Raw genomic sequence first — 23,543 nt, 5'->3', positions numbered from 1 at the left:
GGAAGGACTTTCGAGGCAGCATCATCCTGTTACAATATAGCAAATTATCCTGTTACCCTAGGCACCAGTCTTGTCCGACCGAACGCTCGCGCGCACGCGCACCGACCTTGCCGACTTCCTGATGCGCCACAGGAAAAAGCTGACGCCGGTCGATGCGGGCCTGCCCTCGACCGGCCATCGCCGCACGCCGGGTCTCCGGCGCGAGGAACTTGCCGCGCTCGCCGGTGTCGGCCTCACCTGGTACACATGGTTCGAGCAGGGTCGGGACATCCAGGTCTCGGAAAGCTTTCTGCTCAAGGTAGCGAAAGCGCTGAAGCTGGACGATGCCGAGTGCAGCCATCTTTTTTTACTGGCGCACAGACGGCCGCCGCCGCCTGAAGCCTATCAATGGCCATCCGTTGGCCCGCTCATCCAGAATCTGCTGGATGATCTCGTCATGCGGCCCGCTTATGTCGCCAATTTGCGTTGGGATGTCGTTGCATGGAATGCGGCTGCCGACGCTCTGTTCGGCTTCACGAACCGCGAGCAACTGGACCGCAACATCCTGCGCCTGGTTTTTGCCGATCCGGAGTTCCGCCGCCGCCTTCCGCACTGGCGCGATGAAGCGCCGCAGTTGCTCGCGCAGTTTCGCTACGATCTGGCAACGGCTCCTGACGATCCGGCGATGCTTGCGCTGGTCGACGAACTGAAAAAGCTGTCGCCGGATTTCCGGCGATGGCTCGAGCAGCCGGGCATCGAAAACCACGCTCGGGGCATCGGTGCCATCCTTGATCCAGATGGCACCCAACTCGGCTTCATGCACGAGACGCTAACTGTGGATGAGTACCGGCACCTCAAGATGGTCGTGTATTTCACGCAGCAGTGACCGCATTGGAAAATGCTTCAAATCAGAGTGCTACAGCGTCGATTTGGTCATCGTCATCGGGCGTTGCCCGCCATCGCCTGCTGACAAAATTTACTGCCAACGCCAAGGCACCCGCTCTGGATGCGGGTGCCCATGCGTCTTGCTTGTCGATGGCAGCCTCGGCGAGGTTTAAGCCCGCCCGCTCAGCTTGCAGTCTTGCGCGCATGGTCGACATAGATCTGGCGCAGCCGCGTGACGACCGGACCCGGCCTGCCGTCGCCGACCGGCTTGCCGTCGATCCGGGTCACCGGCATGACAAAGGTCGATGCGCTGGTGATGAAGGCTTCCGCCGCGCCCAGGGCTTCCTCTACGGTAAAGCGGCGTTGCTCGAGCGTCAGGCCACCTTCCTCCGCCAGTTGGACAAGCGCCTGCCGCGTGCAGCCGGGCAGCGTGCGCTGGCTGTTGGCGGGCGAAACGATCTTGCCATCGTGGGTGATGATGTAGGCGGTCGAGGACGCACCCTCGCTGACATGACCATCCTCGACCATCCACGCCTCGTCGCAGCCTTCCGCCTTTGCATCGCGCTTGGCCAGCACCTGCGGTAGCAGCGACACGCTCTTGATGTCTCGCCGGGCCCAGCGCTGATCGGCCAATGTCTTGACGGCAATGCCAGATTTGGCGGCGGCAACGTCGACCAGCACCTTCGGTTGCGTGAACAGCAACAGCGTCGGCTCCAGTTCCTCGCCAAACAGGAAATTCCGCTCCTCGGCACCGCGCGTCAGCTGCAGATAGACAAGTCCTTCCTGCAAGCCGTTGCGCTCGACCAGACCGCGCTCGATCTCCTCGATTGCCTCGGTGGTGATTGGCAGGCGCAAGCCAAGTTCACGGGCCGAGCGCTCCAGCCGCGCCATGTGCAAGCTGCTGTCGACCAGTCTGCCGTCGAGAACTGCCGTGACCTCATAGATGCCGTCGGCAAACAGGAAGCCACGATCGAAGATCGACAGTTTTGCCTCGGCGGCCGGCAGGTAGCTGCCATTCAGCCAGACGATGCGGTTTTGTCCACTGGTCATAAGAACTCTCCAATTCTGAGTAAGTCGTCAGCGCGCCTTGTGCCGGGCCAGCGCTTCCAATGAAATTGCCTCGACGCGAGACGGCCTGCCGCTGCCGGCGTCATAGCCCTCGACGGCGTGCGCCATGCACAACGAGTTGAGGATGGCTTCCTCCGTCGCTTCGATCACCGCCTCGAACAGCGGCGACACCAGTTCGTTGGGCAGTGCCGGCGTCATGACAATGCCAGCACGCCGCTCGGGCGTGCGCCTTACGCTTTCATGGGTCGAGAACGCCAGCGCATAGTCGCCTGAGCCGTTGCTCAGTGCTGCGCCCGTCCTAGCCAGGCCGCCGAAAGCGCGCTGGCCCAGGCGCTTCAGATTGCGCTCGCACAAGGGAGCGTCCGTCGCAACGATGATGACGATGGAGCCGTCCTTGTCCTCGGAGGCCGGGCTGGCATTCCAGGGCACACCATCGACCAGGAGGCGCCCGCCATAATTCGACTGCACCAGCACGCCGACAGTGAAGACTTCGCCCTTTAAGGGCACGCGCCGTGAGCTTGTGCCGATGCCACCCTTCAATCCGAAGGCGACAGTGCCAGTGCCTGCACCAACAGCACCTTCGGCCACAGCACCTCCGCTGGCGGCATCGATCGCGGCTCTGATTTCCGAAATGTTGGGACGGCCGGCACGGATGTCGTTGAGGCGGGAATCGTTGGTCTCGCCGACCACGGCATTGATCGACACAACGCGGTTGTTGCCGGGCTGCACCAGCGTGTGGGCATGGATCGCCTCGATGGCGCGACCGGTCGCCAGCGTGTTGGTGAGCACAATAGCGGTTTCGATTTCGCCCAGCTCTTCGATCTGGGTCGAGCCGGCGAACTTGCCGTAGCCATTGAACACGGCGATGGCCGCCGGAACCTTGTCGCGAAAAATGTTGCCGCCATGCGCAAGGATGGCGGTGGCCCCGGTGCGGATGGCTGTGCCTTCCATGACCGTTGCGTGCCCGACCAGAACGCCGGTGACATCGGTGATGGCATTGAGCGGGCCGGGCCTCAAAACACCCGGCTCGATGCCGAGGTTGCGCAGCCTGCGACGCGGCGATGCTTCAGGGGTGTCTGTCGAGCCATACATCATGGGGACATCCATAATGCCGGCCGAAGACATGGCAAAGGTCGAAATGTGATGAAGGGCAGTCTTCGACCGCAGCGCAAACAAGTCAGGTCGCGATATCCCGGCTTTTCGACTGTTCTGAATAGGTTCGAATGGCATCGGCGCAGGCTGAGAGATAAGCGTAGCCGTATCTCAAATCGGGTTCGAGATACGCCCCCTCGCCCCACTCGTTCCAGGCATTGATGAAAACCATGCGTTCGGCCTCGGGATTTGCCTGCGCGCGCCGCATCGCGTGACCGAGCCATTCTTCGAACAGGGCGGGCGTGGCGCCATCATAAATCTGCGCCGAAGTCGGCTGGCGGGCGCTGTTGTCCCATGAGGGCATGACCCCGGGATGGACCACGTCGCTGCCGCTGCGTTTCGCCTTCTCGGCCGCGACGACATCCGAATATCGCCGGATCCGCCCGCCTGTCTTGATCGGCGCAACGGCCATACCGCCTTCGACATTCGGGGTACGGATGCCATGCGGCGGAAATTCGGACAGAGCATCGAAGCCAACCTCGCCATGACCAGTAAAGTCGAATGCATTCGTGGCAATCAGATAGATCCCGGGATAACCCAGCCTAGTCATCTCGGCGCGCCAGCGGGCAATGGTCGCCTTCATGTCGGGAAACAGGCTGGCGCGGTAGACGGTGAAAACCGGCTTGCCGTCGATCGTCAGATAGCGGGGATCGCGGAAATACTTGTCGAGGCCACCAATGACCGCGATGTCATCCTCGGGCGAATGCCGTTGCGCCAAAAGCACATCCTGCTCGCGACCGGACCAACGTCGCGACCAGGTTTCGTTGGCCCAGCACAGGCAAAACGGCAGATCGAGATCGGCGGTTGCCAAGTAGTGGTCCAATGGGCCTTCGAGCAGCCGTCTGCCGCCAAACCAGTAGAAGTGAAAGCAGAAGGCTGAGATGCCGTAGAGTTTGGCGAGTTCGACCTGCCGGCTCATGACGTCAGGCAAGCGCAGATCGTAGTATCCCAGTTCGCCCGGCATGCGCGGCTGGTAGTGGCCTTCGAAAACAGGAAACGCCCGCGCCACATTGCGCCATTCGGTGAAACCCTTGCCCCACCACTCGTCGTTTTCAGCGGTCGGATGGAATTGCGGCAGGTAATAGGCCACCAGCCGAACATCGGCCTTTGCAGGCGTCTCGCTCGATATCGGTTTGAATTCGCCTGCCGGATAACGGCTGAGCAGATTCCTGACATGGGCGTCGTGGAGCCTGTCCGCCGGCCCCGCTTTTGTCAGCCAGGAGGCTGGTTGCGCGATGCGGCGCAACTTGCCCCACACTTTGCGTAAGAAAGATGATCTTTCGCGCCACGAGGTACCTGGCAGCGCGTTCACTGACGCTTCCCAAGGCTGTTCATTGGGCCGCCATTCAGCCCGTTCACAAACCCCAGAAGCTTGGAACGCCTCGCGCTGCTGAACAGCACATGCGGCCACAGCAACTTCAGCCAGGTTCGATAGCGCTCGGCCGGTACGTCCAAGGGCATGCGGTGCTTGTCCATGACATAGACGAGCGAACGCCCCATGGCCTCACCCTTGATGCGGCCCGACTCAGTTGAACGCGCACTTGAGCGTCCCTCGGCATGGTCGACCACGGCTTTGGCGGCAAGGCGCAACTCGATGCCGGCCTGCAAGAGCCTGATGCTCAGATCGTCGTCTTCATGAAACAGGAAAATCTTCTGGTCGAATCCACCAACCCGCTCGAAATGCTCGCGCTTGATGAAGATGCAGGCGCCATGCAGAACCGGAATGGCGCAATCGTGGTCGGGCGGCGCCCCATGCCAAAAGTCCGAGGCCGGTAGCAGCCTCGACCACCGCCTGAAGCGCCGACGCGCGCCCGAGAAAAAACGCGGATTGAAGGCAGCGGCGGGATAGGCTGTCGCCGACGCCAAGAGCGCCTCGACCGCGCCGGCCTCGAAGCGAACGTCAGGGTTTGCAAACAGCAGGAAGGGCGCGTCGCCGGCGGCTGCGCCGACATTGCAGGCACTGCCGTAGCCAACGTTCTCGTCAATTTCGATGAGCTTAGCACCGGCAGCCTCGGCAATGGCCGCGGAATCATCGGCGCTGGCGTTGTCGACGACAACAATGTTTGCGCCGCTCGGCACAGTCTCCAAAAACATGGGCAAGACTGAGCCGCTATTGTGCGTAACGACAATCAAATCCACGCTTGGTTTCATAATGCCCGCATACAACTTGACCTGACGTAAGTGTTGGTTCCTACGCGAAGCAACGAACTTTCCCTCGTCCAGCATCTATGCAGGGAAACTGCATCTCGGACAACTCTTTAACAATCACGGCTTCTTTCCGCCGCGCCAACGGCGTGATCAACCCAGGCGGGAAACTACTATGGCATTCGCAAATGTACCGTTGCGCCGCCGCAGCCTGCTTTCCGACCAGGAACTTGGCTTATCTGCTTGGCGTCCCGATCAATTCCGTCACCAAAGCCCCGACTTGCTCTCGCCATTGCCCCGCGCGGAAGTTGAAATCGCGCGAAAAGGCTTCGGAACTCAGCTCTGAGTTTGCCGGTCGCGCAGCTTTCGCCGGCCATTGATCGCTGCCGACCGGCTCGACCACCGCCGATGGTCCGCCCACCGAAGCGCTGATCGCAAACACGTGGCTTGCCAGGTCATACCAGCTGGCGCGGCCCTGGCCGGCGAGATGATAAAGCCTTTGCGGAAAGCCGCCCCGCTGCTGCCACGACGCTGCCGCTGCCAGCAGGCCATCGGCGAGATCATGCGCTTCGGTCGGATTACCGAACTGGTCCGCCACGACCTGCAGCCGGTCGCGCGTTGCCGCCAGCGACAGCATCGTCTTGACGAAGTTGCGGCCATAGCGGCTGACCACCCAGGCGGTACGCACGATCAGGTGGTCGGGATTGCCGGCGCGGACCGCCTCTTCGCCAGCCAGCTTGCTGCGGCCATAGACCGTCTGCGGATTGGGCATGTCGGTCTCGACATAAGGCCGCGTCGATGTGCCGTCATAGACGTAGTCGGTGGAGATCTGCACGATCGGAATGCCGGCAAGCCTGGTCAGCCGGGCCAATTCGGCCGGCGCCTCGGCATTGTGGCGAAAGGCGCGCTCGGGCTCGTCTTCCTGCTGGTCGACGCCGGTATGCGCCGCCGCATTGATGACCATGTCTGGCGCGACCGATTTCAGAACCGGAGCGAACGTCGCCGGGTTGTCAAGATCGAGATCAGGCCGGCCGACAAGCACGATCTCCGCCTGGCCCTGGGCGCGCGCGGCAAGCGAGCGAGCCAACTGGCCCGATGTTCCGGTAACCAGGATCTTCACTTGGCGCTGACCAGTCCCTGGCGGCTCCCGTCGAAACGCTGCTCGCGGATCGGCCGCCACCACCAGCCATTTGCCAGATACCAGTCGACAGTCCTGGCAAGCCCCGTCTCGAAGGTTTCGAGCGGTGTCCAGCCCAGTTCCTGTTCGCTCTTGGTCGGGTCGATGGCATAACGCCGGTCGTGCCCGGGCCGATCGGTGACATAGGTGATGAGCTCGAGATGAGAGCGGCCGCCAGCACGAGGGCAGCGCACATCAAGCAAGGCGCAGATGGTCTCGACGACTTCGAGATTGGTGCGCTCGGCCCGACCGCCGATATTGTAGCTCTCGCCGACACGTCCCCTGGTCATCACCGCCTCCAGCGCCCTGGCGTGGTCTTCGACGAACAGCCAGTCGCGGATGTTAGCGCCCTTGCCATAGACCGGCAGTGGCTGCTCATCCAGCGCATTGGCGATGACAAGCGGGATCAGCTTTTCCGGAAAGTGGTAGGGCCCGTAATTGTTGGAGCAATTGGAAAGGACGACCGGCAGCCCATAAGTCTCGTGCCAGGCGCGCACGAAATGGTCGGACGCGGCCTTCGACGCCGAATAGGGCGACGACGGCTTGTAGGGCGATTCCTCGGTGAAGACCCCTGAATCGAAAGGCAGGTCGCCAAACACCTCGTCCGTCGAGACATGATGGAAGCGGAAGCGCCTGCGTGCCTCCTCGCCAAGGCTGCGCCAATGATCGAGCGTCGCCTGCAGCAGGCTCGCCGTGCCAACAACGTTGGTGGTGACAAAGGCCATCGGCCCGTCGATCGACCGGTCGACATGGCTTTCGGCGGCCAGATGCATGATCAGATCGACCTTTTCGTCCGCCAGGATCCGCCGCACCTTGTCGGTGTCGCAGATGTCGGCATGCCGGAAGGCGTAGTTCGGCTGACCTTCAAGATCGCGCAGCGATGTCAGATTGCCGGCATAGGTCAGCTTGTCCAGATTGACGACGCGGTAGTTGCCGGTGCCGACCAGATGCCGACAGACAGCCGAGCCGATGAAGCCGGCACCGCCAGTGACCAGAACAGTTTGAAGAACATTTTTCACGGGTAGACGAATCCGGTTTCGACATCAGCCAGCAAAGGCGCCACTGCATCCTTGTCCGACAGGATCACTTCAGCGGCAGCCACCGGCCAAGCGATGGCGATAGCAGGGTCATCGAAGCGGATCGAGCGATCATGCGGCTGCGAATAAGGTGCGGACACCTTGTAGACGACTTCGGTGTCGGGTTCGAGCGTGACGAAGCCATGCGCGAAACCCTTGGGCACCAGGATCTGGTTCCACGCCTTGGCGGAAAGTGTCAGCCCGACCCATTTGCCAAAGCTTGGTGAACCCTTGCGGATGTCGACTGCGACATCGAAGATCGAACCGCGCAGCACGCGCACCAGCTTGTCCTGCGCAAAGGGCGGCAGCTGGAAATGTAACCCGCGCAGCACCCCGCGCTCCCGCGACAGCGAGTGGTTGTCCTGCACGAAATCGACAACGACGCCGGCCTGCGCCAGCTTGTCGGCATTCCATGTCTCGGAGAAAAAACCACGCGCATCTTCGAACCTGGGCACGCGTATTTCGCAAACGCCGTCCAGGCCCAGATTGCTGACTTCAACCATGGCCGATTTCCCTGACCCGGCGCTCGAGGTAGCGCGCATAGTCGGTCTTGCCAAGCGCGGCAGCGCGGCGCAGCACGTCCTCTTCGCTGACCCAACCCAGCTCAAAGCCGATCTCTTCCGGGCACATGATCTTGATGCCCTGGCGATGCTCGATCGTGCGCACGAAGGACGATGCCTCGTGCAGGCTGTCATGCGTGCCGGTGTCAAGCCAGGCATACCCCCTGCCCAACCGCACGACATGCAATGTCTCGCGCTCCAGATAGGTGCGGTTGACGTCGGTGATCTCCAGCTCGCCGCGCACCGACGGCTTGATCGACGCGGCAATGTCGACGACCGAATTGTCGTAGAAATAGAGGCCGGTCACCGCCCAGTTGGAGCGCGGCTCCTCAGGCTTTTCCTCGATCGACAAGGCACGTTGGGTCGTCCGGTCGAATGTCACGACACCGTAGCGCTGCGGATCTTCGACCTGATAGGCAAACACCGAAGCGCCGTTCGTGCGCGCCACTGCAGCCCGGCAACGCTCCGACAGGCCGTCGCCATAGAAGATGTTGTCGCCAAGGATGAGTGCCACCGGACTGGTGCCGATGAAGTCGCGCCCGATGATGAACGCCTCGGCCAAACCGTTGGGAGACGGTTGAACAGCGTAGGAAAACGACACCCCGAAAGCCGAGCCATCGCCAAGAAGCTGCTGGAATTGCGGCAAGTCGCGCGGCGTCGAGATGATAAGGATGTCCTGAATACCTGCCAGCATAAGAACGCCAAGCGGATAATAGATCATCGGCTTATCATAGATCGGTAGTATCTGCTTCGATACTGCAAGCGTCGCAGGGTATAGTCGCGTGCCACTGCCGCCAGCTAGAATAATTCCCTTCACGGTGGATTCCTGATGTCGTTGCCTTTGACCCCCGTCCCGGCTGACAATTCGCAATAGACCGTATGACAAGCACAAACAAGACACCAACGTGTTCCGCCACAATCACGAACAGATTTGGTTTCAAAAGGTAAAACTTGCGGAGCAACGGTCCACGATCCATGCAGGGCTTTCCACGCGCATTGAAAGATATGAACATGACCAGCGCATTGCCCAAAGTCGCCTATGTCCTGATCCTCGCCGCCATGGCATGGATTGCACCTGCTGCCGGAGACGAGATGCTCGAACGCGAACTGCACATAATGGCGTCCAAGGGTGATGCCGCCGCCATCCTTGGCCTCCTGGCCAAGGGCGCCAGCATCGATGCGCGCGACGACAGTGGTCGCACAGCACTGCTGCTCGCCGCCCATGCCAATCAGGTCGAGGCCGCCAAGGTGCTGATCGAAGCCGGCGCCGACGTCAACGCCAAGGATGCCATCAACGACAGCCCGTATCTTTATGCCGGCGCGCGCGGACATCTGGAAATCCTGCGCATGACTTTGGCGCATGGCGCCGACCTCAAGAGCACCAACCGCTATGGCGGCACCGCACTCATTCCCGCCGCCGAACGCGGTCATGTCGACACGGTGCGCACGCTGATCGAAGCCGGCGTCAACGTCGACCATGTCAACAAGCTCAACTGGACAGCGCTCCTGGAGGCCATCGTGCTCGGCGACGGCGGCCCCCGCCATGTCGCGATCGTCAAGTTGCTCGTCGACGCCGGCGCTGACGTCAACCTTGCCGATGGCGACGGCGTGACGCCGCTGCAGAACGCGCGCAAGCACGGCTTCGACGAGATCGAGAAGGTCCTGATTGCTGCCGGCGCCCGCTGAAGGAGGCCGAATTGGACAAGTCGAGTGATTTCCTTTGCCAGGCAATCGAGCTGGCGCGCGCGAACATATCGAGAGGCGGCCGTCCTTTCGGAGCGGTGGTGGTCAGGGACGGAGAGGTTGTCGCCAGTGGCGTCAACGAAGTGCTATCGTCGAACGATCCGACTGCCCACGCCGAGATGTCGGCCATCCGCGCGGCAAGCCAGGTCCTGGCCTCGCCGCAGCTCGACGGTTGTACGGTCTATGCGAGCGGCCATCCTTGCCCGATGTGCATGGGCGCCATGCGGATGGCAGGCATTGCCGAAGTCGCATACGCCTATTCGAACGACGACGGCGAGCCCTATGGCCTGTCCACGGCGGCGGTCTATGCCGACCTTGCGCGACCTGCGCACGAGCAATCCATGAAGGTGGCATATCGCCCGGTACGCCCGCAGGATAGCCAGCATCTTTACGCCGAGTGGAAGGCTGTACAGTCCCAATCCTAGACTGGATCTGCCACACCATCCCAGGCGGATGACTTCACGGGCACATCCGCAATCCTCCAGTCTCCGCCACAGGGAGTGCGCAACATGTCGAAACCCGCCACCGGCCCGCTTGCCGGGCTTCGCATCGTCGAGTTCGTCGGTCTCGGACCTGCGCCTTTCGCCGCCATGCAGTTCGCCGACATGGGAGCGGATGTCGTTCGCATCGCACGCCCAGATGCCACGCCGACAATTCCCGATCCGATTTCGGGACGCGGGCGGCCGACTGTGGAGGCAGACCTCAAGGATCCCGACCAGGCCGAGATGGTCCGCAAGCTCTGCGACCGTGCCGATGCCCTGATCGAAGGCTTCCGGCCGGGCGTCATGGAACGGCTGGGGTTGGGTCCTGATGTCCTGCTGGAACGCAACCCGCGCCTCGTCTACGGCCGGATGACGGGATGGGGACAGACGGGCCCGCTGGCCAGCCATGCCGGACACGACATCAACTTCATCGCCATCACCGGCGCGCTCGCAGCCATAGGTCCGGCCGGCAATCCCATGCCGCCGCTCAACCTCGTCGGCGACTTCGGCGGCGGCGCCATGTTCCTCGTCTCCGGTATGCTGGCGGCCCTTCTGTCAGTGCAGCGCACGGGCACGGGACAGGTTGTCGACGCCGCCATTTGCGACGGCACCATCCAGTTGATGACGATGGCCCACGACATGGCGGCGGCCGGCCACTGGCGCGCCCAGCGCGAGGCCAACCTGCTCGATGGTGGCGCGCCCTATTACGGTGCTTACGCATGCGCCGACGGCGTCCACATCGCCATCGGCCCGATCGAACCGCAGTTCTTCGAACTGTTCCGCCAAGCAATCGGACTGACGGATGACGCACACGCGCTACGCGCGGATCCTCGCAACTGGCCGGCGCTCCGCGAAGAAATCGCAGCCCGCATCCTGACACGCCCAAGCTCGGAATGGCTCGCCCTGCTCGAACATTCCGACGCTTGTGTTTCCCCTGTGCTCGACCTTCATGAGGCCGCGAAACACCCGCATCTGGTTGCCCGGCAAAGCTTCGTCGAACTCGACGGGCTCATCCAGCCGACACCTGCACCACGGTTCTCCGTGACGCCGACAGAAGCACGCGCCCGACCTCATAACTTGCCGTCACTGGCTGAGGCGGTTGATGCCTGGACCGCCAAACCAGCTCACGCCGTATCAACTTAGGCGCCGCCCGCTTACCGCAAGGCCCACAATACAAAAAGCCGCCGGAATGACCGGCGGCTCGAAGCGGTTCTGAAAGCGCAGGCCGCAGCCCGCTATGAAAAGCTTAGATCGCGGCTTCCAGCGTCGAAAGATGGTTCAGATAGGCCTCCGCCTTGGTGCGGGCCTGATCTTCCTTGGCGTCAGAGACGTCCTCGCGCGCTTCCTGGATGCGGCGCAGCAGTTCGGCGCGGTCGATATCCTTGACCGGCGTCGCCGATTCGGCGAGCAGCGTGCAGCCGGCCGGAACGATGTCGGCAAAACCGCCGAACACGACGTAACGCTCTTCCTTGCCGGCAACGGTCTTCACCGTCACGACACCCGGCTTGATCGTGGTCATGACCGGCGCATGGTTGGCCATGACAGTCATTTCGCCTTCCGCACCCGGAATGACGACGGACTCGACCTGCTCCGAAACGAGCAGACGCTCGGGCGAGACCAGTTCGAATTTGAAAGCTTCAGCCATGGTGTCTCACAAATGCTTGGACGGAGTTCCGAGCAGACCTGCCCGCAACAGGGCAGTGATCGGGCGACAGCGCGGGCGTTGCGGCCCGCGCTGTGGCTTTATGGTTATGCCGCTTCCGCAGCCAGACGCTGGGCCTTTTCGATGGCCATGTCGATGCCACCAACCATGTAGAAGGCAGCTTCCGGCAGGTGATCGTACTCGCCGTCGACCAGACCCTTGAAGCTCTTGATCGTGTCTTCGAGCGGAACCAGCTGACCGGGCGAACCGGTGAACACTTCGGCGACGAAGAACGGCTGCGACAGGAAGCGCTCGATCTTGCGGGCGCGGGCGACCGTGATCTTGTCCTCTTCCGACAGCTCGTCCATGCCCAGGATGGCGATGATGTCCTGCAGCGACTTGTAGCGCTGGAGGATTTCCTGGACGCGACGGGCGACCGAATAGTGTTCTTCGCCGACGATCAGCGGATCGAGCATGCGCGAGGTCGAGTCGAGCGGATCCACGGCCGGGTAGATACCCTTTTCCGAGATCGCGCGGTTGAGAACCGTCGTCGCGTCAAGGTGCGCGAACGAGGTTGCCGGCGCCGGATCGGTCAAGTCGTCGGCGGGCACGTAAATTGCCTGAACCGACGTGATCGAGCCCTTGTTGGTGGTGGTGATGCGTTCCTGCATCTGGCCGATGTCGGTCGACAGCGTCGGCTGATAGCCCACTGCCGAAGGAATACGGCCGAGAAGAGCCGACACTTCCGAACCCGCCTGCGTGAAGCGGAAGATGTTGTCGACGAAGAACAGCACGTCCTGGCCCTGGTCGCGGAAATGCTCGGCGATAGTCAGGCCCGACAGGGCGACGCGGGCGCGCGCGCCGGGCGGCTCGTTCATCTGGCCGAACACCAGGGCGCACTTCGAACCTTCGGTCGAGCCGTTGTTCTCGTGCGGGTCCTTGTTGACGCCCGACTCGATCATTTCGTGATAGAGATCGTTGCCTTCGCGGGTGCGCTCGCCGACGCCGGCGAACACCGAGTAACCACCGTGCGCCTTGGCGACGTTGTTGATCAGTTCCTGGATCAGAACGGTCTTGCCGACCCCGGCGCCGCCGAACAGGCCGATCTTGCCGCCGCGGGCGTAAGGCGCCAGCAGGTCGACGACCTTGATGCCGGTGACGAGGATCTGCGCTTCCGTCGACTGGTCGACATAGGCAGGCGCTTCCTGGTGGATGGCGCGCTTCGACTTGGTCTTGACCGGGCCGGCTTCGTCGACCGGCTCACCGATGACGTTCATGATGCGGCCGAGCGTTTCGTCGCCAACCGGAACCATGATCGGCGAACCGGTGTCGCGAACGGCCTGGCCACGAACGAGGCCTTCCGAAATGTCCATGGCGATGCAGCGCACGGTGTTTTCGCCGAGATGCTGCGCCACTTCGAGGATGAGGCGGTTGCCGCCGTTCATCGTCTCAAGCGCGTTCAGGATCGGCGGCAACTCGCCTTCGAACTGGACGTCGACGACAGCGCCGATGACCTGCGAGACGCGGCCAGCGCCGGTGGCGACGACCGCCGACTTTTCGACCTTGGCAGCGGCTGCCTTGGCAGGCGCCGCCTTCTTTGCTGCCGGGGCCTTTTCCGCCGCCGGAGCGGCTTTCGGAGTAGCTGCTTTAGCCATCGTTCTAACCTCTGTGTCCGTTCGTTGTTTCACGCGAGCCCACCTGGCGGCGAGCCATCACGCGGCTAGAGCGCTTCGGCGCCCGAAATAATCTCGATCAGTTCCTTGGTGATCTGGGCCTGACGCTGGCGATTGTACGTGATCGTCAGCTTGTTGATCATGTCGCCTGCGTTGCGCGTGGCGTTGTCCATCGCGCTCATCTTGGCACCCATCTCACCGGCCGCATTCTCGAGCAGAGCACGGAAGATCTGCACCGAGATGTTGCGCGGAATGAGATCGCCGAGGATTTCGCCCGGCTCAGGCTCGTATTCGTAGACAGCGCCACCGCTGGTCGCGGTGTCGGTGCCGACTGACGGCGCCGCAGCCGGAATGACCTGCTGTGCGGTTGGAACCTGGCTGATCACCGACTTGAACTCGGAATAGAACAGCGTGCAGACGTCGAAGCCACCCTGGCTAAACAGGGTGATCACCTTCTTGGCGATCATGTCGGCATGAACGAAGCCAACCTGCTTGGCATCGCGCAGTTCGACGCGGTCGATGATCAGCGAAGCGAAATCGCGACGCAGGACATCGTAGCCCTTCTTGCCGACGGTGATGATCTTGACCGTCTTGCCCGAGGCCTGGAGCTTGCGGACATGGTCGCGGGCCAGACGCGAGATCTGGCTGTTGAAGCCGCCGCAAAGGCCGCGCTCGGCGGTGCAGACGACGAGCAGGTGCACGTCGTCCTTGCCGGTGCCGGTCATCAGCGCCGGAGCATCGCCACCGCCACCGACAGCCTGGGCGATGTTCGCGAGAACCGCACCCATGCGCTGCGAATAGGGACGCGCGGCTTCCGCAGCTTCCTGGGCGCGACGCAGCTTCGCCGCGGCGACCATCTGCATCGCCTTGGTGATTTTCTGCGTCGCCTTGACCGAGGCGATACGGTTGCGGAGGTCTTTTAGCGAGGCCATGCCTTATCCGTCAGTGTCAGGCGAAGTTTTTCGCGAAAGCGTCGATGTGCCCCTTGAGCTTGCCGCGGAGGTCGTCGCTGAGCGCCTTCTCCGTACGGATGCCGTCGAGAACGTCTTTGCCTTCCGAGCGCATGTAAGCCAGCAGGCCCTGCTCGAACTTGCCGACCTTGTTGAGGGCCAGCTTGTCGAGATAGCCGTTGACGCCGGCAAAGATCACCGCGACCTGCTCTTCGGTCTTGAGCGGCGAGAACTGCGGCTGCTTGAGCAGCTCGGTCAGACGCGCACCGCGGTTGAGCAGACGCTGCGTAGCCGCGTCGAGGTCGGAGCCGAACTGCGCAAACGCCGCCATTTCGCGGTACTGCGCGAGCTCGCCCTTGATCGAACCTGCAACCTGCTTCATCGCCTTGATCTGGGCCGACGAACCGACGCGCGACACCGACAGACCGACGTTCACGGCAGGACGGATGCCCTGGAAGAACAGGTTGGTCTCAAGGAAGATCTGGCCGTCGGTGATCGAGATCACGTTGGTCGGGATGTAGGCCGACACGTCGTTGGCCTGCGTTTCGATGACCGGAAGTGCGGTCAGCGAACCCGAGCCGTTTTCGTCGTTCAGCTTGGCCGAACGCTCGAGCAGACGCGAGTGCAGATAGAAGACGTCGCCCGGGTAAGCTTCGCGGCCCGGCGGGCGGCGCAGCAGCAGCGACATCTGGCGATAGGCGACGGCCTGCTTGGACAGATCGTCATAACCGATCAGCGCATGCATGCCGTTGTCGCGGAAATATTCGCCCATGGCGCAGCCGGCGAACGGCGCCAGGAACTGCATCGGGGCCGGATCGGAAGCCGTGGCAGCGATGATGATCGAGTATTCGAGCGCGCCGCGCTCTTCGAGCACCTTCACGAACTGCGCGACGGTCGAGCGCTTCTGGCCGACGGCGACGTAGACGCAGTAAAGCTTTTCCTTGTCCGGACCGGACTGGTGGATAGCCTTCTGGTTCAGAATGGTGTCGAGAATGATGGCGGTCTTGCCGGTCTGACGGTCACCGATGACCAGCTCGCGCTGGCCGCGGCCGACCGGGATCAGAGCGTCGATGGCCTTGAGGCCGGTCGACATCGGCTCGTGCACCGACTTGCGGGGGATGATGCCGGGCGCCTTGACGTCGACGCGGCGGCGTTCCTTCGCCTTGATCGGGCCCTTGCCGTCGATCGGATTGCCGAGCGCGTCGACGACGCGGCCGAGCAGCTCCGGACCAACCGGGACGTCGACGATCGAGCCGGTACGCTTGACGGTGTCGCCTTCCTTGATGTCGCGGTCGGCACCGAAGATGACGACGCCGACGTTGTCGCTTTCAAGGTTCAGCGCCATGCCGCGGATGCCGCCCGGGAACTCGACCATTTCGCCCGCCTGGACGTTGTCGAGACCATAGACGCGGGCGATACCGTCGCCCACCGACAGAACCTGACCGACTTCGGTAACTTCGGCTTCCTTGCCGAAATTCTTGATCTGGTCTTTCAGAATTGCGGAAATTTCCGCGGCGCGGATGTCCATCAGCCGACCTCTTTCAGTGCAAGCTTGAGCGAATTGAGTTTGGTTTTGAGCGACGTATCGATCTGGCGCGAGCCCATCTTCACGATCAGGCCGCCGAGCAGCGAAGGATCGACGGCGACGGTAATCGCCACGTCCTTGCCGGCGACGCTCTTCAGCGCCGTCTTGAGTTCTGTTTCCTGCGCAGCGGTCAACGCATGCGCGGAAGTCACCTCGGCCGACGTCTCGCCACGATGCTCGGCAGCGATCTGGCGGAACGCCTTGATCATGCCGGGCAGTGCGAACAGGCGGCGATTGCGCGCCACGAGGCGGAGGAAGTTACCGGTCAGGCCGGTGATCTTGGCCTTGTCGGCGATTGCCGAAATGGCCCTCTCCTGGTCTTCGCCGGAGAAGACCGGGCTCTTGATCAGGCGGTCGAGATCGGCGCTGCCATCGAGCAGCGCAGCGAAACGACCGAGGTCGGCTTCTACCTTTGCAACAGCGCCTGCTTCGAGCGCGAGATCGAACAACGATCCCGCATAGCGCTCAGCAACACCGGAGATTGGCGAGGAAGATTGGGTCACGGACCGTCTTTTCTCTTGTCTGACAGGCCGCAAGATTGTTGGCGCGAGCGTGAGACTCTAGCTAAATCTTTGACCTTACTGCGTTTTTTGACCCCGGAGTTCGCGGCAGCCGCATCCCTCCGGCCGAAAGTCGATTGCCGTCTAGCACAGGCTTTTGAGGACCGCAACACGTCCTCTAACAGCCATTTCAGGCACTATTGTCGCATCTCATGCATTGAAGCGGTGGCTTGACGTCGATTCACGGCCAGAAGCCGAAAACAAACCCGAGGGGTAGGGCTGCAAGCGCCAGTTCGATAACGATGGCTACCCAGTTGTATGGGGTGTTGGCGCCGTCCGACATCATGGCGACGATGCGGCCAAAGGCTGTGAACAGCCACGACACGCCAAGCGCCATGTAGAGCCAGGGCTGGGCGAGCAGAATCGCGCACAGCCCGACACCAAGGAAGAAGCCGGCCATGGTGGCACGCCCCTGGGCGATGGCTTCCGGATAGTCGGGCCGGGCCTGCAGCCTGAGCAGGCGGAAGGCGATCCTCGGGGCGAAGAACAGGATCACGCCGAACAGCAGCGTGACCGCCGCCGAACTCCACGCCAGCCACTCGCCCTGGCTCGTCGGCCACGGAAATGCGAATTCCATTTATCCCCCTCCGGCTAGGCCGTGAATCCGTGGCGATCATAGCGAACGGCGTGCTGAGCGCCAGTATGCAACTGGCGAGGGCGGCCGGAACAAGTATGATGTGTGTCGGCAGTGGAGACGACCATGGCCATACCGGAGCGAATAGTCTGGGCAATCGACCACCTCGCCGTTCACCCCGGCGACCGGCTGCTGGAAATCGGCTGCGGGCGCGGCGTGGCCATGGCCGAGATCACGCCGCTGCTGATTGACGGTCACATCACCGGGCTGGATCGCTCGGACAGCGCCATAAGCTCGGCCGGGGAACGAAACCGCGCGGCGGTCACCGCCGGCAAGGCTGCCCTTGTGCAGGGCGCTTTCGTGGACTGGAAGGGCGCGGGCCGGCCCTTCGACAAGATCTTCGCCATCAACGTCAACCTGTTCTGGCTCGAGGCGGCGCGCGAGCTCAAGCTGATCCGTTCCCCTGCTCGCCCCCGAGGGCCGGATGTTCCTGTTCTTCGAGCCGCCAAGTGCTGGTCAGATTCCGACTATCGAGCACGCCATTACCGTGCGCCTGGCAGCGGCCAAATACACGCTGGAAAAGACGATGCACGGAACAGGTCCAAAGCCGCCGCTGCTCGGCATGGTCGCCAGGCCGTTGAGCTAACCGGTCACAAAAAGCTTTGCGGGTCGATGTCGACCTGCACGCGCACCGAGCCGCGTACCTTAGGTCCGGCGGCGAGCAGCGCGCGGATGTAGCCCTGGATATCCGCCTTGCGGTCGGCCTGTACCAGCAACCGGAAGCGGTGGCGACCGCCGATCAGCGCCAGCGGCGCTTCGGCGGGGCCGAGCACGTGGACGTCCTGCGCCACCTGCGCCGCACGCCTGAGCCCACGTGCATGGCTCTCAGCCTCAGGCCTTGTCGCGGCGCTGACGATGATGCCTGCGAGCCGACCGAAGGGTGGCAAGGCTGCCTTCTCGCGTTCGGAAATCTCGCGGTCGTAGAAGGCCTCCGAATCGCCCGAGACAATCGCCCGCATGACAGGATGGTCGGGCTGGAAGGTCTGCAGCAGGCCAAGGCTCTTCTTGCCGGTGCGCCCTGCCCGCCCGGTCACCTGCGACAGCAACTGGTAGGTGCGCTCGGCGGCGCGTGGGTCACCATTGGCGAGGCCGAGATCGGCGTCGACCACACCGACCAGCGTCATGTTGGGGAAGTTGTGCCCCTTGGCGACAAGCTGGGTGCCGATGACGATGTCGGCGTCGCCATTGGCGATCGCCTCCAGCTCGAGCCTCAGCCGCTTCACCCCACCCAGCATGTCCGACGACAGCACGATCGTTCGCGCGTCGGGGAAATGCGAAACCACCTCCTCGGCGATTCGCTCGACGCCGGGACCGCAGGCGACCAGATGATCGAACGTGCCGCATTCCGGGCAGGCTTCGGGGCGCTTTTCATTGTGGCCGCAATGGTGGCAGACGAGTTGGCCGCGAAAGCGGTGCTCGACCAGCCATGCCGAACAGACAGGGCAGCCGAAGCGATGGCCGCAGACCCGGCACAAAGTCAGCGGCGCATAACCACGACGATTGAGGAACAGCAGCGACTGCTCCTGGCGGCCAAGCGTCTCGCGCATCTTGCCGATCAGCACCGGCGACAGGAAACCACCGCGCGCCGGCGGCGAGCGTCGCATGTCGATGGTGGCAAGTTTGGGCAGTGCCGCTTCGGCGAAACGCGCCGACAGCACGGAGCGCGCATACTTGCCCTGCTCGGCGTTGACCCGGCTTTCGACGGAAGGCGTGGCGGAAGCCAGCACCACCGGGAAGCCGCCGATATGGGCGCGCACCACGGCCATGTCGCGGGCATTGTAGAAGACACGGTCCTCCTGCTTGTAGGCAGGGTCATGCTCCTCGTCGACAACGATCAGGCCGAGATTGTTGAACGGCAAAAACAGCGCCGAGCGTGCGCCGGCCACCACGCGCACGCCACCCTCCGCCACCTGGCGCCAGACGCGCTCGCGCATCCTCGGCGGCAGGTCCGAATGCCACTCGGCGGGTTTTGCGCCGAAGCGATTCTGGAAGCGTTCGAGAAAGGCCTGGGTCAGCGCGATTTCAGGCAGCAGGATCAGCACCTGCTTGCCCTTGTCGAGGGCTGCCGCAACAGCCTCGAAATAGACCTCGGTCTTGCCCGAACCGGTGACGCCGTCGACCAGGGTGACGCCGAATCGGTCGGCTTCGACTTGGTCGCGCAGGCCTGCCGCCGCCGCTACCTGGTCGCCCGTCAATTCGGCAGTGGCGTAGGACGTGTCTGGCGCCGCCACCACCGGACGTGGCGGGATCATCACCGTCTCGAAGACGCCTTGCGCTCTCAGCCCGTCGACGACGGTGGATGAAACGCCGGCGGCATGCGCCAGCCCCGAGCGCGTCCAGGCCATGCCGTCATTGGCCATCTCGAGCACACGGGCGCGCGCCGCCGTCATCCGGTCGGGCTCGCCATCGCTGCGCTTGATGCCTTCGGTCCACGGCTCCGGGTCGAAGGCCTCGGGCGCCCGCAGGATCATCCGCGCCACCATGCCGGGCGGCGACAAGGTGTATTGCGCGATCCAGTCGACCAGGCGCCGCATGTGATCGGTAACGGGGGGACAATCGAAGACATGGGCGATGGGGCGGAGCTTCTTTGGGTCGACAGCTTCGACCGGTCCGTCCCAGACGATGCCTGCCACTTCGCGCGGCCCCAGCGGCACGCGCACGATCGAGCCCGGCACCACCTGCATGCCATCGGGGACGGCATAGGAATAGGCGCGCTCGGCCGGCATCGGCACCAGCACGGGTGCGGCCCTGGTTCTTGGCGAATCGGCGGTCATGACGCGTGACCTTGCCCCGAACTTGGTTTAGAGCAAAGGCCGAGACATGCGGTGTCCCAGGGGCACCCTTTCATTGCCAAGGAGACCACCATGAAGTTTTTCGTCGACACCGCCGACGTGAAGGACATCCGCGAACTCAATGAGCTCGGCCTTCTCGACGGCGTCACCACCAATCCGTCGCTGATCCTCAAGTCCGGCCGCAACATCGCCGAAGTGACCAAGGAAATCTGCGACATCGTCGAAGGCCCTGTTTCGGCGGAAGTCGCCGCCACCGAATATGCCGAGATGATGAAGGAAGCGGCCGTGCTGTCGAAGATCGCCGACAACATCTGCATCAAGGTGCCGCTCACCCTCGACGGCCTCAAGGCCTGCCGCGCGCTGACCTCGGAAGGTCGCATGGTCAATGTCACCTTGTGCTTCTCCGCCAACCAGGCCCTGCTCGCCGCCAAGGCGGGCGCGACCTTCATTTCGCCGTTCATCGGCCGTCTCGACGACATGGGTGTCGACGGCATGGAACTGATCGCCGAGATCCGCCACATCTATGACAATTATGGCTTCGACACCGAGATCCTCGCGGCGTCGATCCGCACCGTCGATCACGTCAAGCGCGCTGCAATGATCGGCGCTGACGTCGCCACCATCCCGCCGGCAACGCTCAAGGCACTGGTCAAGCATCCGCTGACCGACAAGGGCCTCGAGATGTTCCTGTCCGATTGGGCCAAGACCGGCCAGAAGATCGGCTGATCTTCTTCAGCCCAAACTCAAAGCCGGCGCCACAAGCGCCGGCTTTTTTGTGTCTGATGGAATCTCACGCCAGCGGCGGCAAGCGCCGCTTCACCGGCTGCGCCTTGACGATCGAGCTGTTTGTCTCGGCCTTGTCGGTGATCTGGTCGAGGATCTTGTCGAGCTCGTCGATCGAGCGGATGTGCAGCCTGGCGATGAAGCAGTCGTCGCCCGTCACCTTGTCGCATTCCGAGAACTGCGCAATGTCTTCGATCAGCCTCTGCACCTGATGCAGCTTGCCGGGCAGTGGCCGGATGCGCACGATCGCCTGCAAGGTGTAGCCGAGCGCAGCCGGATCGATGTCGACAGTGAAGGCGCGGATGACACCCCGCTCCTCCAGCCGCCTGAGACGCTCCGACGTGCTTGGCGACGACAGGTTCACCCGCTGCGCCAGATCCTTCAGCGAAATCCGGGCATCATCGACGAGAATTCCGACGATGCGCCTGTCCAGGTCGTCCAGCATGCGAACCTCTTAGGTATTCTAATCCGATTACCTTACAAGATTAGCCAGAACGCGGCAATCTCCTTCCAATATCCATATATTCCCGCCGATCGCACGCGTACAAATACAGCCCTGAACCAAATGGGCGTGGCCCAAAGAGGCGTGGCCAAAGAGGTGTGGCAATGTCGGACAAGATGCGCGGCACGGTCGAAATGACCGCTGCAATGGTAATTTCGGGAACGATCGGGCTGTTCGTCGTCCTGTCCGGCCAGCCGGTCATGTCAGTGGTGTTCTGGCGCTGCGCCTTCGGCGCGATCACGCTTTTGATCGTCTGCGCTGCACTTGGACTGTTTCGACCAGAGGTGATGACCCGCCGGCAGATCGCCTGGGCGGCTGTGGGGTGGCGTTGCCATCGTGTCGAACTGGATCCTGCTGTTCGCCGCCTTCCCGCGCGCCTCGATCTCGATCGCCACTGCCGTCTACAACACCCAGCCCTTCATGCTGGTGGCGCTGGGGGCAATGTTGTTCGGCGAGCGCCTGACGCTGACCAAACTGACATGGCTCGGCATCGCCTTTGGCGGCATGCTGCTGATCGTCCAGTCCAGGCCCGGCGCCGGTGCTGTTGGAACCGACTATCTCTCGGGCATTCTGCTGGCTCTGGGAGCGGCGTTCTTCTACGCGATTGCCGCGATCATCACCAAGAAGCTCAAGGGCGTGCCGCCACATCTGATCGCGCTGATCCAGGTGGCGGTCGGCATCGCGATGCTCGCGCCCTTCGCCAACTTCGCACAGCTTCCCACAGACGCATACACCTGGGCCCTGCTCGTCGCCGTCGGCGTCGTCCATACCGGCGTGATGTACATCCTGCTTTATGGCGCCATCCAGAAGCTGCCGACCAACCTCGTGGGTTCGTTATCCTTCATCTATCCGGTCGTTGCGATCCTCGCCGACTTCCTGGCCTTCGGCCATCGCCTGCAGCCGCTGCAAATGGTCGGCGCCGCCGCGATCCTGATCGCCGCCGCTGGCATGACGCTGGGCTGGAGCCTGGTGAAGCCACGCATCGCGCAGGCCTGAACGTCGTCAGTCGTCGTCGGGCATCAGTCCTGTCGAGCGCATGCCTTCAATCATTGTCGCGCCTTCGAGACGCACGACAGTCAGTGCCCGCGAACCGGTGCGGTCGTGCACCAGATCGGCAAGTTCGCGCGAATGCGTCACCACCCAGACCTGCGTGCGCTCGGCGGCGCGCGCGATCATATCGGCCAGCGACGGCAGCATGCGCACATGCAGGCTCGCCTCCGGCTCGTTGAGCGCGATCAGCCGCGGCAGACGGTAGGACATCAGCGCTCCGGCCAGCGCCAGGAAACGGATTTGGCCGTCGGACAGCTCCTGCGGCCGAAACACCCGTTGCGGAAATTCGGGCAGCACAAGTCCGAACGTCGCGGTTTCGCTCGGCACCGGAACCTCCAGCTGTGCTCCGCCGAGAGCTTCGCCAATGCAATGGTCGAGATCGACGGTGTCGCCCCGGATGTGCCGCAGCGTGGCAAAGACGGCGGCCAGATTGGCGCCATCCTCGTCGAGCATCGGCGCCGTTGTCGCCAGGGCCGGGCGGCGCACCAGCGATTCGGCGTCGGTGCGAAAGCCATGATAGAAACGCCAGCCGGCAACCGCGGCACGCAGGTCGCCGACCTCGGGATAACGCCCGGCACCGCCGAGCAGGGCAAGTGCCGTTTCCGAGTTGAGGATGCGTTCGGGGTGCTCGACCCGGCGTCCATCGCCGTCGCGGGCGAACACCGCCTGGCCCTTGCGGGTCAGCATCTCGACCGGACGCCGCCCGGCTTCGACGGTGAGGGTCTCTTCCTTGACATGTGGCTCGAAGGCGAAGCCTGCCGACACCGGTGGCGGCAGGCCGATCTCGACCTTGTAGGTGTACTTCGCTGCTGTTTCGTCGTCGACGAAATGCGCGTCGATGATGACGCGAACGGGCTGGCCGACACGCCTCTTGCCCGACCACAGCGCCGAATTCATGCCACCCTCGCCGGCGATCTCGCGGGCGAGCGATCCCTCGGCGGAAGCCTTGATCAGTTGCAGCGCACGATAGAGATTGGACTTGCCGACCCCGTTTTCGCCGACAAAGACCGAGACCTGGCCAATGTCGAGCCGGATCGCTCGCAGCGAGCGGTAGCCAGCAGCTGAAAAGGACGTCAGCCGCATCGACCCATCCCCCTGAAAGCGA

The 23,543-nt window shown here is 63.0% G+C and carries 23 protein-coding genes and 1 pseudogene; 7 read left to right on the top strand and 17 right to left on the bottom strand.

The features are described from left to right. Positions 1-70: 70 nt before the first annotated feature. Positions 71-865 (top strand): helix-turn-helix transcriptional regulator, encoded by a 795-nt coding sequence (locus tag ACHMW7_RS06470; protein ID WP_395449485.1) that lies wholly within the window; start codon positions 71-73, stop codon positions 863-865. Between the two features lie 182 nt (positions 866-1,047). Here the strand turns inward: ACHMW7_RS06470 and ACHMW7_RS06465 are convergent, their stop codons facing one another. The 8 genes from ACHMW7_RS06465 to rfbA all read right to left on the bottom strand — a co-directional run bounded on the left by ACHMW7_RS06465 (position 1,048) and on the right by rfbA (position 8,859). Next, a complete protein-coding gene (locus ACHMW7_RS06465; RefSeq protein WP_395449484.1) occupies positions 1,048-1,914 on the bottom strand; it encodes a D-amino-acid transaminase in 867 nt (288 codons plus the stop codon). Positions 1,915-1,941: 27 nt separating this feature from the next. Continuing rightward, entirely contained in the window at positions 1,942-3,027 is a 1,086-nt protein-coding gene (locus ACHMW7_RS06460) for a P1 family peptidase (RefSeq protein ID WP_395449483.1), read from the bottom strand. An 82-nt stretch (positions 3,028-3,109) separates the two neighbouring features. Further along, the gene (locus tag ACHMW7_RS06455; RefSeq protein WP_395449482.1) at positions 3,110-4,495 is read right to left on the bottom strand and encodes a glycoside hydrolase family 99-like domain-containing protein; all 1,386 of its coding nucleotides are present in this window, start codon (positions 4,493-4,495) and stop codon (positions 3,110-3,112) included. Beyond that, positions 4,393-5,310 (bottom strand): glycosyltransferase family 2 protein, encoded by a 918-nt coding sequence (locus ACHMW7_RS06450; protein WP_395449481.1) that lies wholly within the window; start codon positions 5,308-5,310, stop codon positions 4,393-4,395. The genes ACHMW7_RS06455 and ACHMW7_RS06450 overlap by 103 nt, the downstream gene beginning before the upstream one ends. Before the next feature lie 154 nt (positions 5,311-5,464). Then, positions 5,465-6,349: a dTDP-4-dehydrorhamnose reductase gene (rfbD, locus tag ACHMW7_RS06445; RefSeq protein WP_395449480.1), complete on the bottom strand. Its 885-nt coding sequence runs from the start codon at positions 6,347-6,349 to the stop codon at positions 5,465-5,467. Beyond that, positions 6,346-7,425: a dTDP-glucose 4,6-dehydratase gene (gene rfbB / locus ACHMW7_RS06440; RefSeq protein ID WP_395449479.1), complete on the bottom strand. Its 1,080-nt coding sequence runs from the start codon at positions 7,423-7,425 to the stop codon at positions 6,346-6,348. Before rfbB ends, rfbD begins: the two co-directional genes overlap by 4 nt. Continuing rightward, a complete protein-coding gene (gene rfbC / locus ACHMW7_RS06435) occupies positions 7,422-7,985 on the bottom strand; it encodes a dTDP-4-dehydrorhamnose 3,5-epimerase (RefSeq protein WP_395449478.1) in 564 nt (187 codons plus the stop codon). The genes rfbB and rfbC overlap by 4 nt, the downstream gene beginning before the upstream one ends. Next, positions 7,978-8,859: a glucose-1-phosphate thymidylyltransferase RfbA gene (rfbA, locus tag ACHMW7_RS06430; protein ID WP_395449477.1), complete on the bottom strand. Its 882-nt coding sequence runs from the start codon at positions 8,857-8,859 to the stop codon at positions 7,978-7,980. Before rfbA ends, rfbC begins: the two co-directional genes overlap by 8 nt. A gap of 275 nt (positions 8,860-9,134) precedes the next feature. Between rfbA and ACHMW7_RS06425 the strand changes: the two genes are divergently transcribed. The 3 genes from ACHMW7_RS06425 to ACHMW7_RS06415 all read left to right on the top strand — a co-directional run bounded on the left by ACHMW7_RS06425 (position 9,135) and on the right by ACHMW7_RS06415 (position 11,410). After that, positions 9,135-9,728 (top strand): ankyrin repeat domain-containing protein, encoded by a 594-nt coding sequence (locus ACHMW7_RS06425; RefSeq protein ID WP_395451277.1) that lies wholly within the window; start codon positions 9,135-9,137, stop codon positions 9,726-9,728. Between the two features lie 11 nt (positions 9,729-9,739). After that, positions 9,740-10,210: a nucleoside deaminase gene (locus tag ACHMW7_RS06420; protein ID WP_395449476.1), complete on the top strand. Its 471-nt coding sequence runs from the start codon at positions 9,740-9,742 to the stop codon at positions 10,208-10,210. 84 nt (positions 10,211-10,294) lie between these two features. Continuing rightward, on the top strand, positions 10,295-11,410 hold the full coding sequence (locus tag ACHMW7_RS06415; RefSeq protein ID WP_395449475.1) for a CaiB/BaiF CoA transferase family protein: 1,116 nt from the start codon (positions 10,295-10,297) through the stop codon (positions 11,408-11,410). 103 nt (positions 11,411-11,513) lie between these two features. On the opposite strand, the gene ACHMW7_RS06410 is transcribed toward ACHMW7_RS06415, so the two are convergent. The 6 genes from ACHMW7_RS06410 to ACHMW7_RS06385 all read right to left on the bottom strand — a co-directional run bounded on the left by ACHMW7_RS06410 (position 11,514) and on the right by ACHMW7_RS06385 (position 17,254). After that, positions 11,514-11,912: a F0F1 ATP synthase subunit epsilon gene (locus tag ACHMW7_RS06410; protein ID WP_109574319.1), complete on the bottom strand. Its 399-nt coding sequence runs from the start codon at positions 11,910-11,912 to the stop codon at positions 11,514-11,516. 104 nt (positions 11,913-12,016) lie between these two features. Next, positions 12,017-13,564 (bottom strand): F0F1 ATP synthase subunit beta, encoded by a 1,548-nt coding sequence (gene atpD / locus ACHMW7_RS06405; RefSeq protein ID WP_395449474.1) that lies wholly within the window; start codon positions 13,562-13,564, stop codon positions 12,017-12,019. A 65-nt stretch (positions 13,565-13,629) separates the two neighbouring features. Then, on the bottom strand, positions 13,630-14,514 hold the full coding sequence (locus ACHMW7_RS06400; protein WP_395449473.1) for a F0F1 ATP synthase subunit gamma: 885 nt from the start codon (positions 14,512-14,514) through the stop codon (positions 13,630-13,632). Between the two features lie 16 nt (positions 14,515-14,530). Beyond that, positions 14,531-16,060 carry a F0F1 ATP synthase subunit alpha gene (atpA, locus tag ACHMW7_RS06395; RefSeq protein ID WP_108606391.1) on the bottom strand — a complete coding sequence of 510 codons (1,530 nt, stop codon included), beginning with the start codon at positions 16,058-16,060 and terminating at the stop codon, positions 14,531-14,533. Then, on the bottom strand, positions 16,060-16,620 hold the full coding sequence (locus ACHMW7_RS06390; RefSeq protein WP_395449472.1) for a F0F1 ATP synthase subunit delta: 561 nt from the start codon (positions 16,618-16,620) through the stop codon (positions 16,060-16,062). Before ACHMW7_RS06390 ends, atpA begins: the two co-directional genes overlap by 1 nt. A gap of 238 nt (positions 16,621-16,858) precedes the next feature. After that, positions 16,859-17,254, bottom strand: a complete 396-nt coding sequence (locus ACHMW7_RS06385; RefSeq protein WP_395449471.1) for a DUF4345 family protein — start codon at positions 17,252-17,254, stop codon at positions 16,859-16,861. 123 nt (positions 17,255-17,377) lie between these two features. Here ACHMW7_RS06385 and ACHMW7_RS06380 point away from each other — a divergent pair, with 123 nt between their 5' ends. Beyond that, a complete protein-coding gene (locus ACHMW7_RS06380) occupies positions 17,378-17,989 on the top strand; it encodes an SAM-dependent methyltransferase (protein ID WP_395449470.1) in 612 nt (203 codons plus the stop codon). Here ACHMW7_RS06380 and ACHMW7_RS06375 read toward each other — a convergent pair. Continuing rightward, positions 17,902-20,085 (bottom strand): primosomal protein N', encoded by a 2,184-nt coding sequence (locus ACHMW7_RS06375; protein WP_395449469.1) that lies wholly within the window; start codon positions 20,083-20,085, stop codon positions 17,902-17,904. The two genes, ACHMW7_RS06380 and ACHMW7_RS06375, sit on opposite strands and share 88 nt — an antisense overlap. 90 nt (positions 20,086-20,175) lie before the next feature. On the opposite strand from ACHMW7_RS06375, the gene fsa reads away from it, so the two are divergent. Continuing rightward, positions 20,176-20,829 (top strand): fructose-6-phosphate aldolase, encoded by a 654-nt coding sequence (gene fsa, locus ACHMW7_RS06370; RefSeq protein ID WP_280225421.1) that lies wholly within the window; start codon positions 20,176-20,178, stop codon positions 20,827-20,829. A gap of 64 nt (positions 20,830-20,893) precedes the next feature. Here the strand turns inward: fsa and ACHMW7_RS06365 are convergent, their stop codons facing one another. Next, positions 20,894-21,331: an Lrp/AsnC family transcriptional regulator gene (locus ACHMW7_RS06365; RefSeq protein ID WP_395449468.1), complete on the bottom strand. Its 438-nt coding sequence runs from the start codon at positions 21,329-21,331 to the stop codon at positions 20,894-20,896. Positions 21,332-21,492: 161 nt separating this feature from the next. Here ACHMW7_RS06365 and ACHMW7_RS06360 point away from each other — a divergent pair. Then, positions 21,493-22,384 (top strand): annotated as a pseudogene (locus ACHMW7_RS06360) (DMT family transporter). A 6-nt stretch (positions 22,385-22,390) separates the two neighbouring features. Here the strand turns inward: ACHMW7_RS06360 and ACHMW7_RS06355 are convergent. Further along, positions 22,391-23,521, bottom strand: coding sequence for an AAA family ATPase (locus tag ACHMW7_RS06355; protein WP_395449467.1), 1,131 nt, complete (start codon positions 23,519-23,521; stop codon positions 22,391-22,393). Positions 23,522-23,543: the final 22 nt, after the last annotated feature.

Origin of the sequence: Aminobacter sp. UC22_36, assembly GCF_044056035.1 — a bacterium.
Lineage (GTDB): Bacteria > Pseudomonadota > Alphaproteobacteria > Rhizobiales > Rhizobiaceae > Aminobacter.
The sequence above is the reverse complement of the archived record's forward strand: the minus strand, read 5'-3'. Positions and strand labels throughout refer to the sequence as shown.

Excerpts from the sequence above, each read along its gene's own strand:
- ACHMW7_RS06465 (WP_395449484.1), bottom strand. The coding sequence starts at position 1,914 with ATGACCAGTGGACAAAACCGCATCGTCTGGCTGAATGGCAGCTACCTG.
- atpA (WP_108606391.1), bottom strand. The coding sequence starts at position 16,060 with ATGGACATCCGCGCCGCGGAAATTTCCGCAATTCTGAAAGACCAGATC.
- ACHMW7_RS06415 (WP_395449475.1), top strand. The coding sequence starts at position 10,295 with ATGTCGAAACCCGCCACCGGCCCGCTTGCCGGGCTTCGCATCGTCGAG.
- ACHMW7_RS06375 (WP_395449469.1), bottom strand. The coding sequence starts at position 20,085 with ATGACCGCCGATTCGCCAAGAACCAGGGCCGCACCCGTGCTGGTGCCG.
- fsa (WP_280225421.1), top strand. The coding sequence starts at position 20,176 with ATGAAGTTTTTCGTCGACACCGCCGACGTGAAGGACATCCGCGAACTC.
- ACHMW7_RS06450 (WP_395449481.1), bottom strand. The coding sequence starts at position 5,310 with ATGCTGGACGAGGGAAAGTTCGTTGCTTCGCGTAGGAACCAACACTTA.
- ACHMW7_RS06460 (WP_395449483.1), bottom strand. The coding sequence starts at position 3,027 with ATGATGTATGGCTCGACAGACACCCCTGAAGCATCGCCGCGTCGCAGG.
- ACHMW7_RS06365 (WP_395449468.1), bottom strand. The coding sequence starts at position 21,331 with ATGCTGGACGACCTGGACAGGCGCATCGTCGGAATTCTCGTCGATGAT.
- ACHMW7_RS06425 (WP_395451277.1), top strand. The coding sequence starts at position 9,135 with ATGCTCGAACGCGAACTGCACATAATGGCGTCCAAGGGTGATGCCGCC.
- ACHMW7_RS06410 (WP_109574319.1), bottom strand. The coding sequence starts at position 11,912 with ATGGCTGAAGCTTTCAAATTCGAACTGGTCTCGCCCGAGCGTCTGCTC.
- ACHMW7_RS06380 (WP_395449470.1), top strand. The coding sequence starts at position 17,378 with ATGGCCATACCGGAGCGAATAGTCTGGGCAATCGACCACCTCGCCGTT.
- rfbC (WP_395449478.1), bottom strand. The coding sequence starts at position 7,985 with ATGGTTGAAGTCAGCAATCTGGGCCTGGACGGCGTTTGCGAAATACGC.
- ACHMW7_RS06385 (WP_395449471.1), bottom strand. The coding sequence starts at position 17,254 with ATGGAATTCGCATTTCCGTGGCCGACGAGCCAGGGCGAGTGGCTGGCG.
- atpD (WP_395449474.1), bottom strand. The coding sequence starts at position 13,564 with ATGGCTAAAGCAGCTACTCCGAAAGCCGCTCCGGCGGCGGAAAAGGCC.
- ACHMW7_RS06400 (WP_395449473.1), bottom strand. The coding sequence starts at position 14,514 with ATGGCCTCGCTAAAAGACCTCCGCAACCGTATCGCCTCGGTCAAGGCG.
- ACHMW7_RS06355 (WP_395449467.1), bottom strand. The coding sequence starts at position 23,521 with ATGCGGCTGACGTCCTTTTCAGCTGCTGGCTACCGCTCGCTGCGAGCG.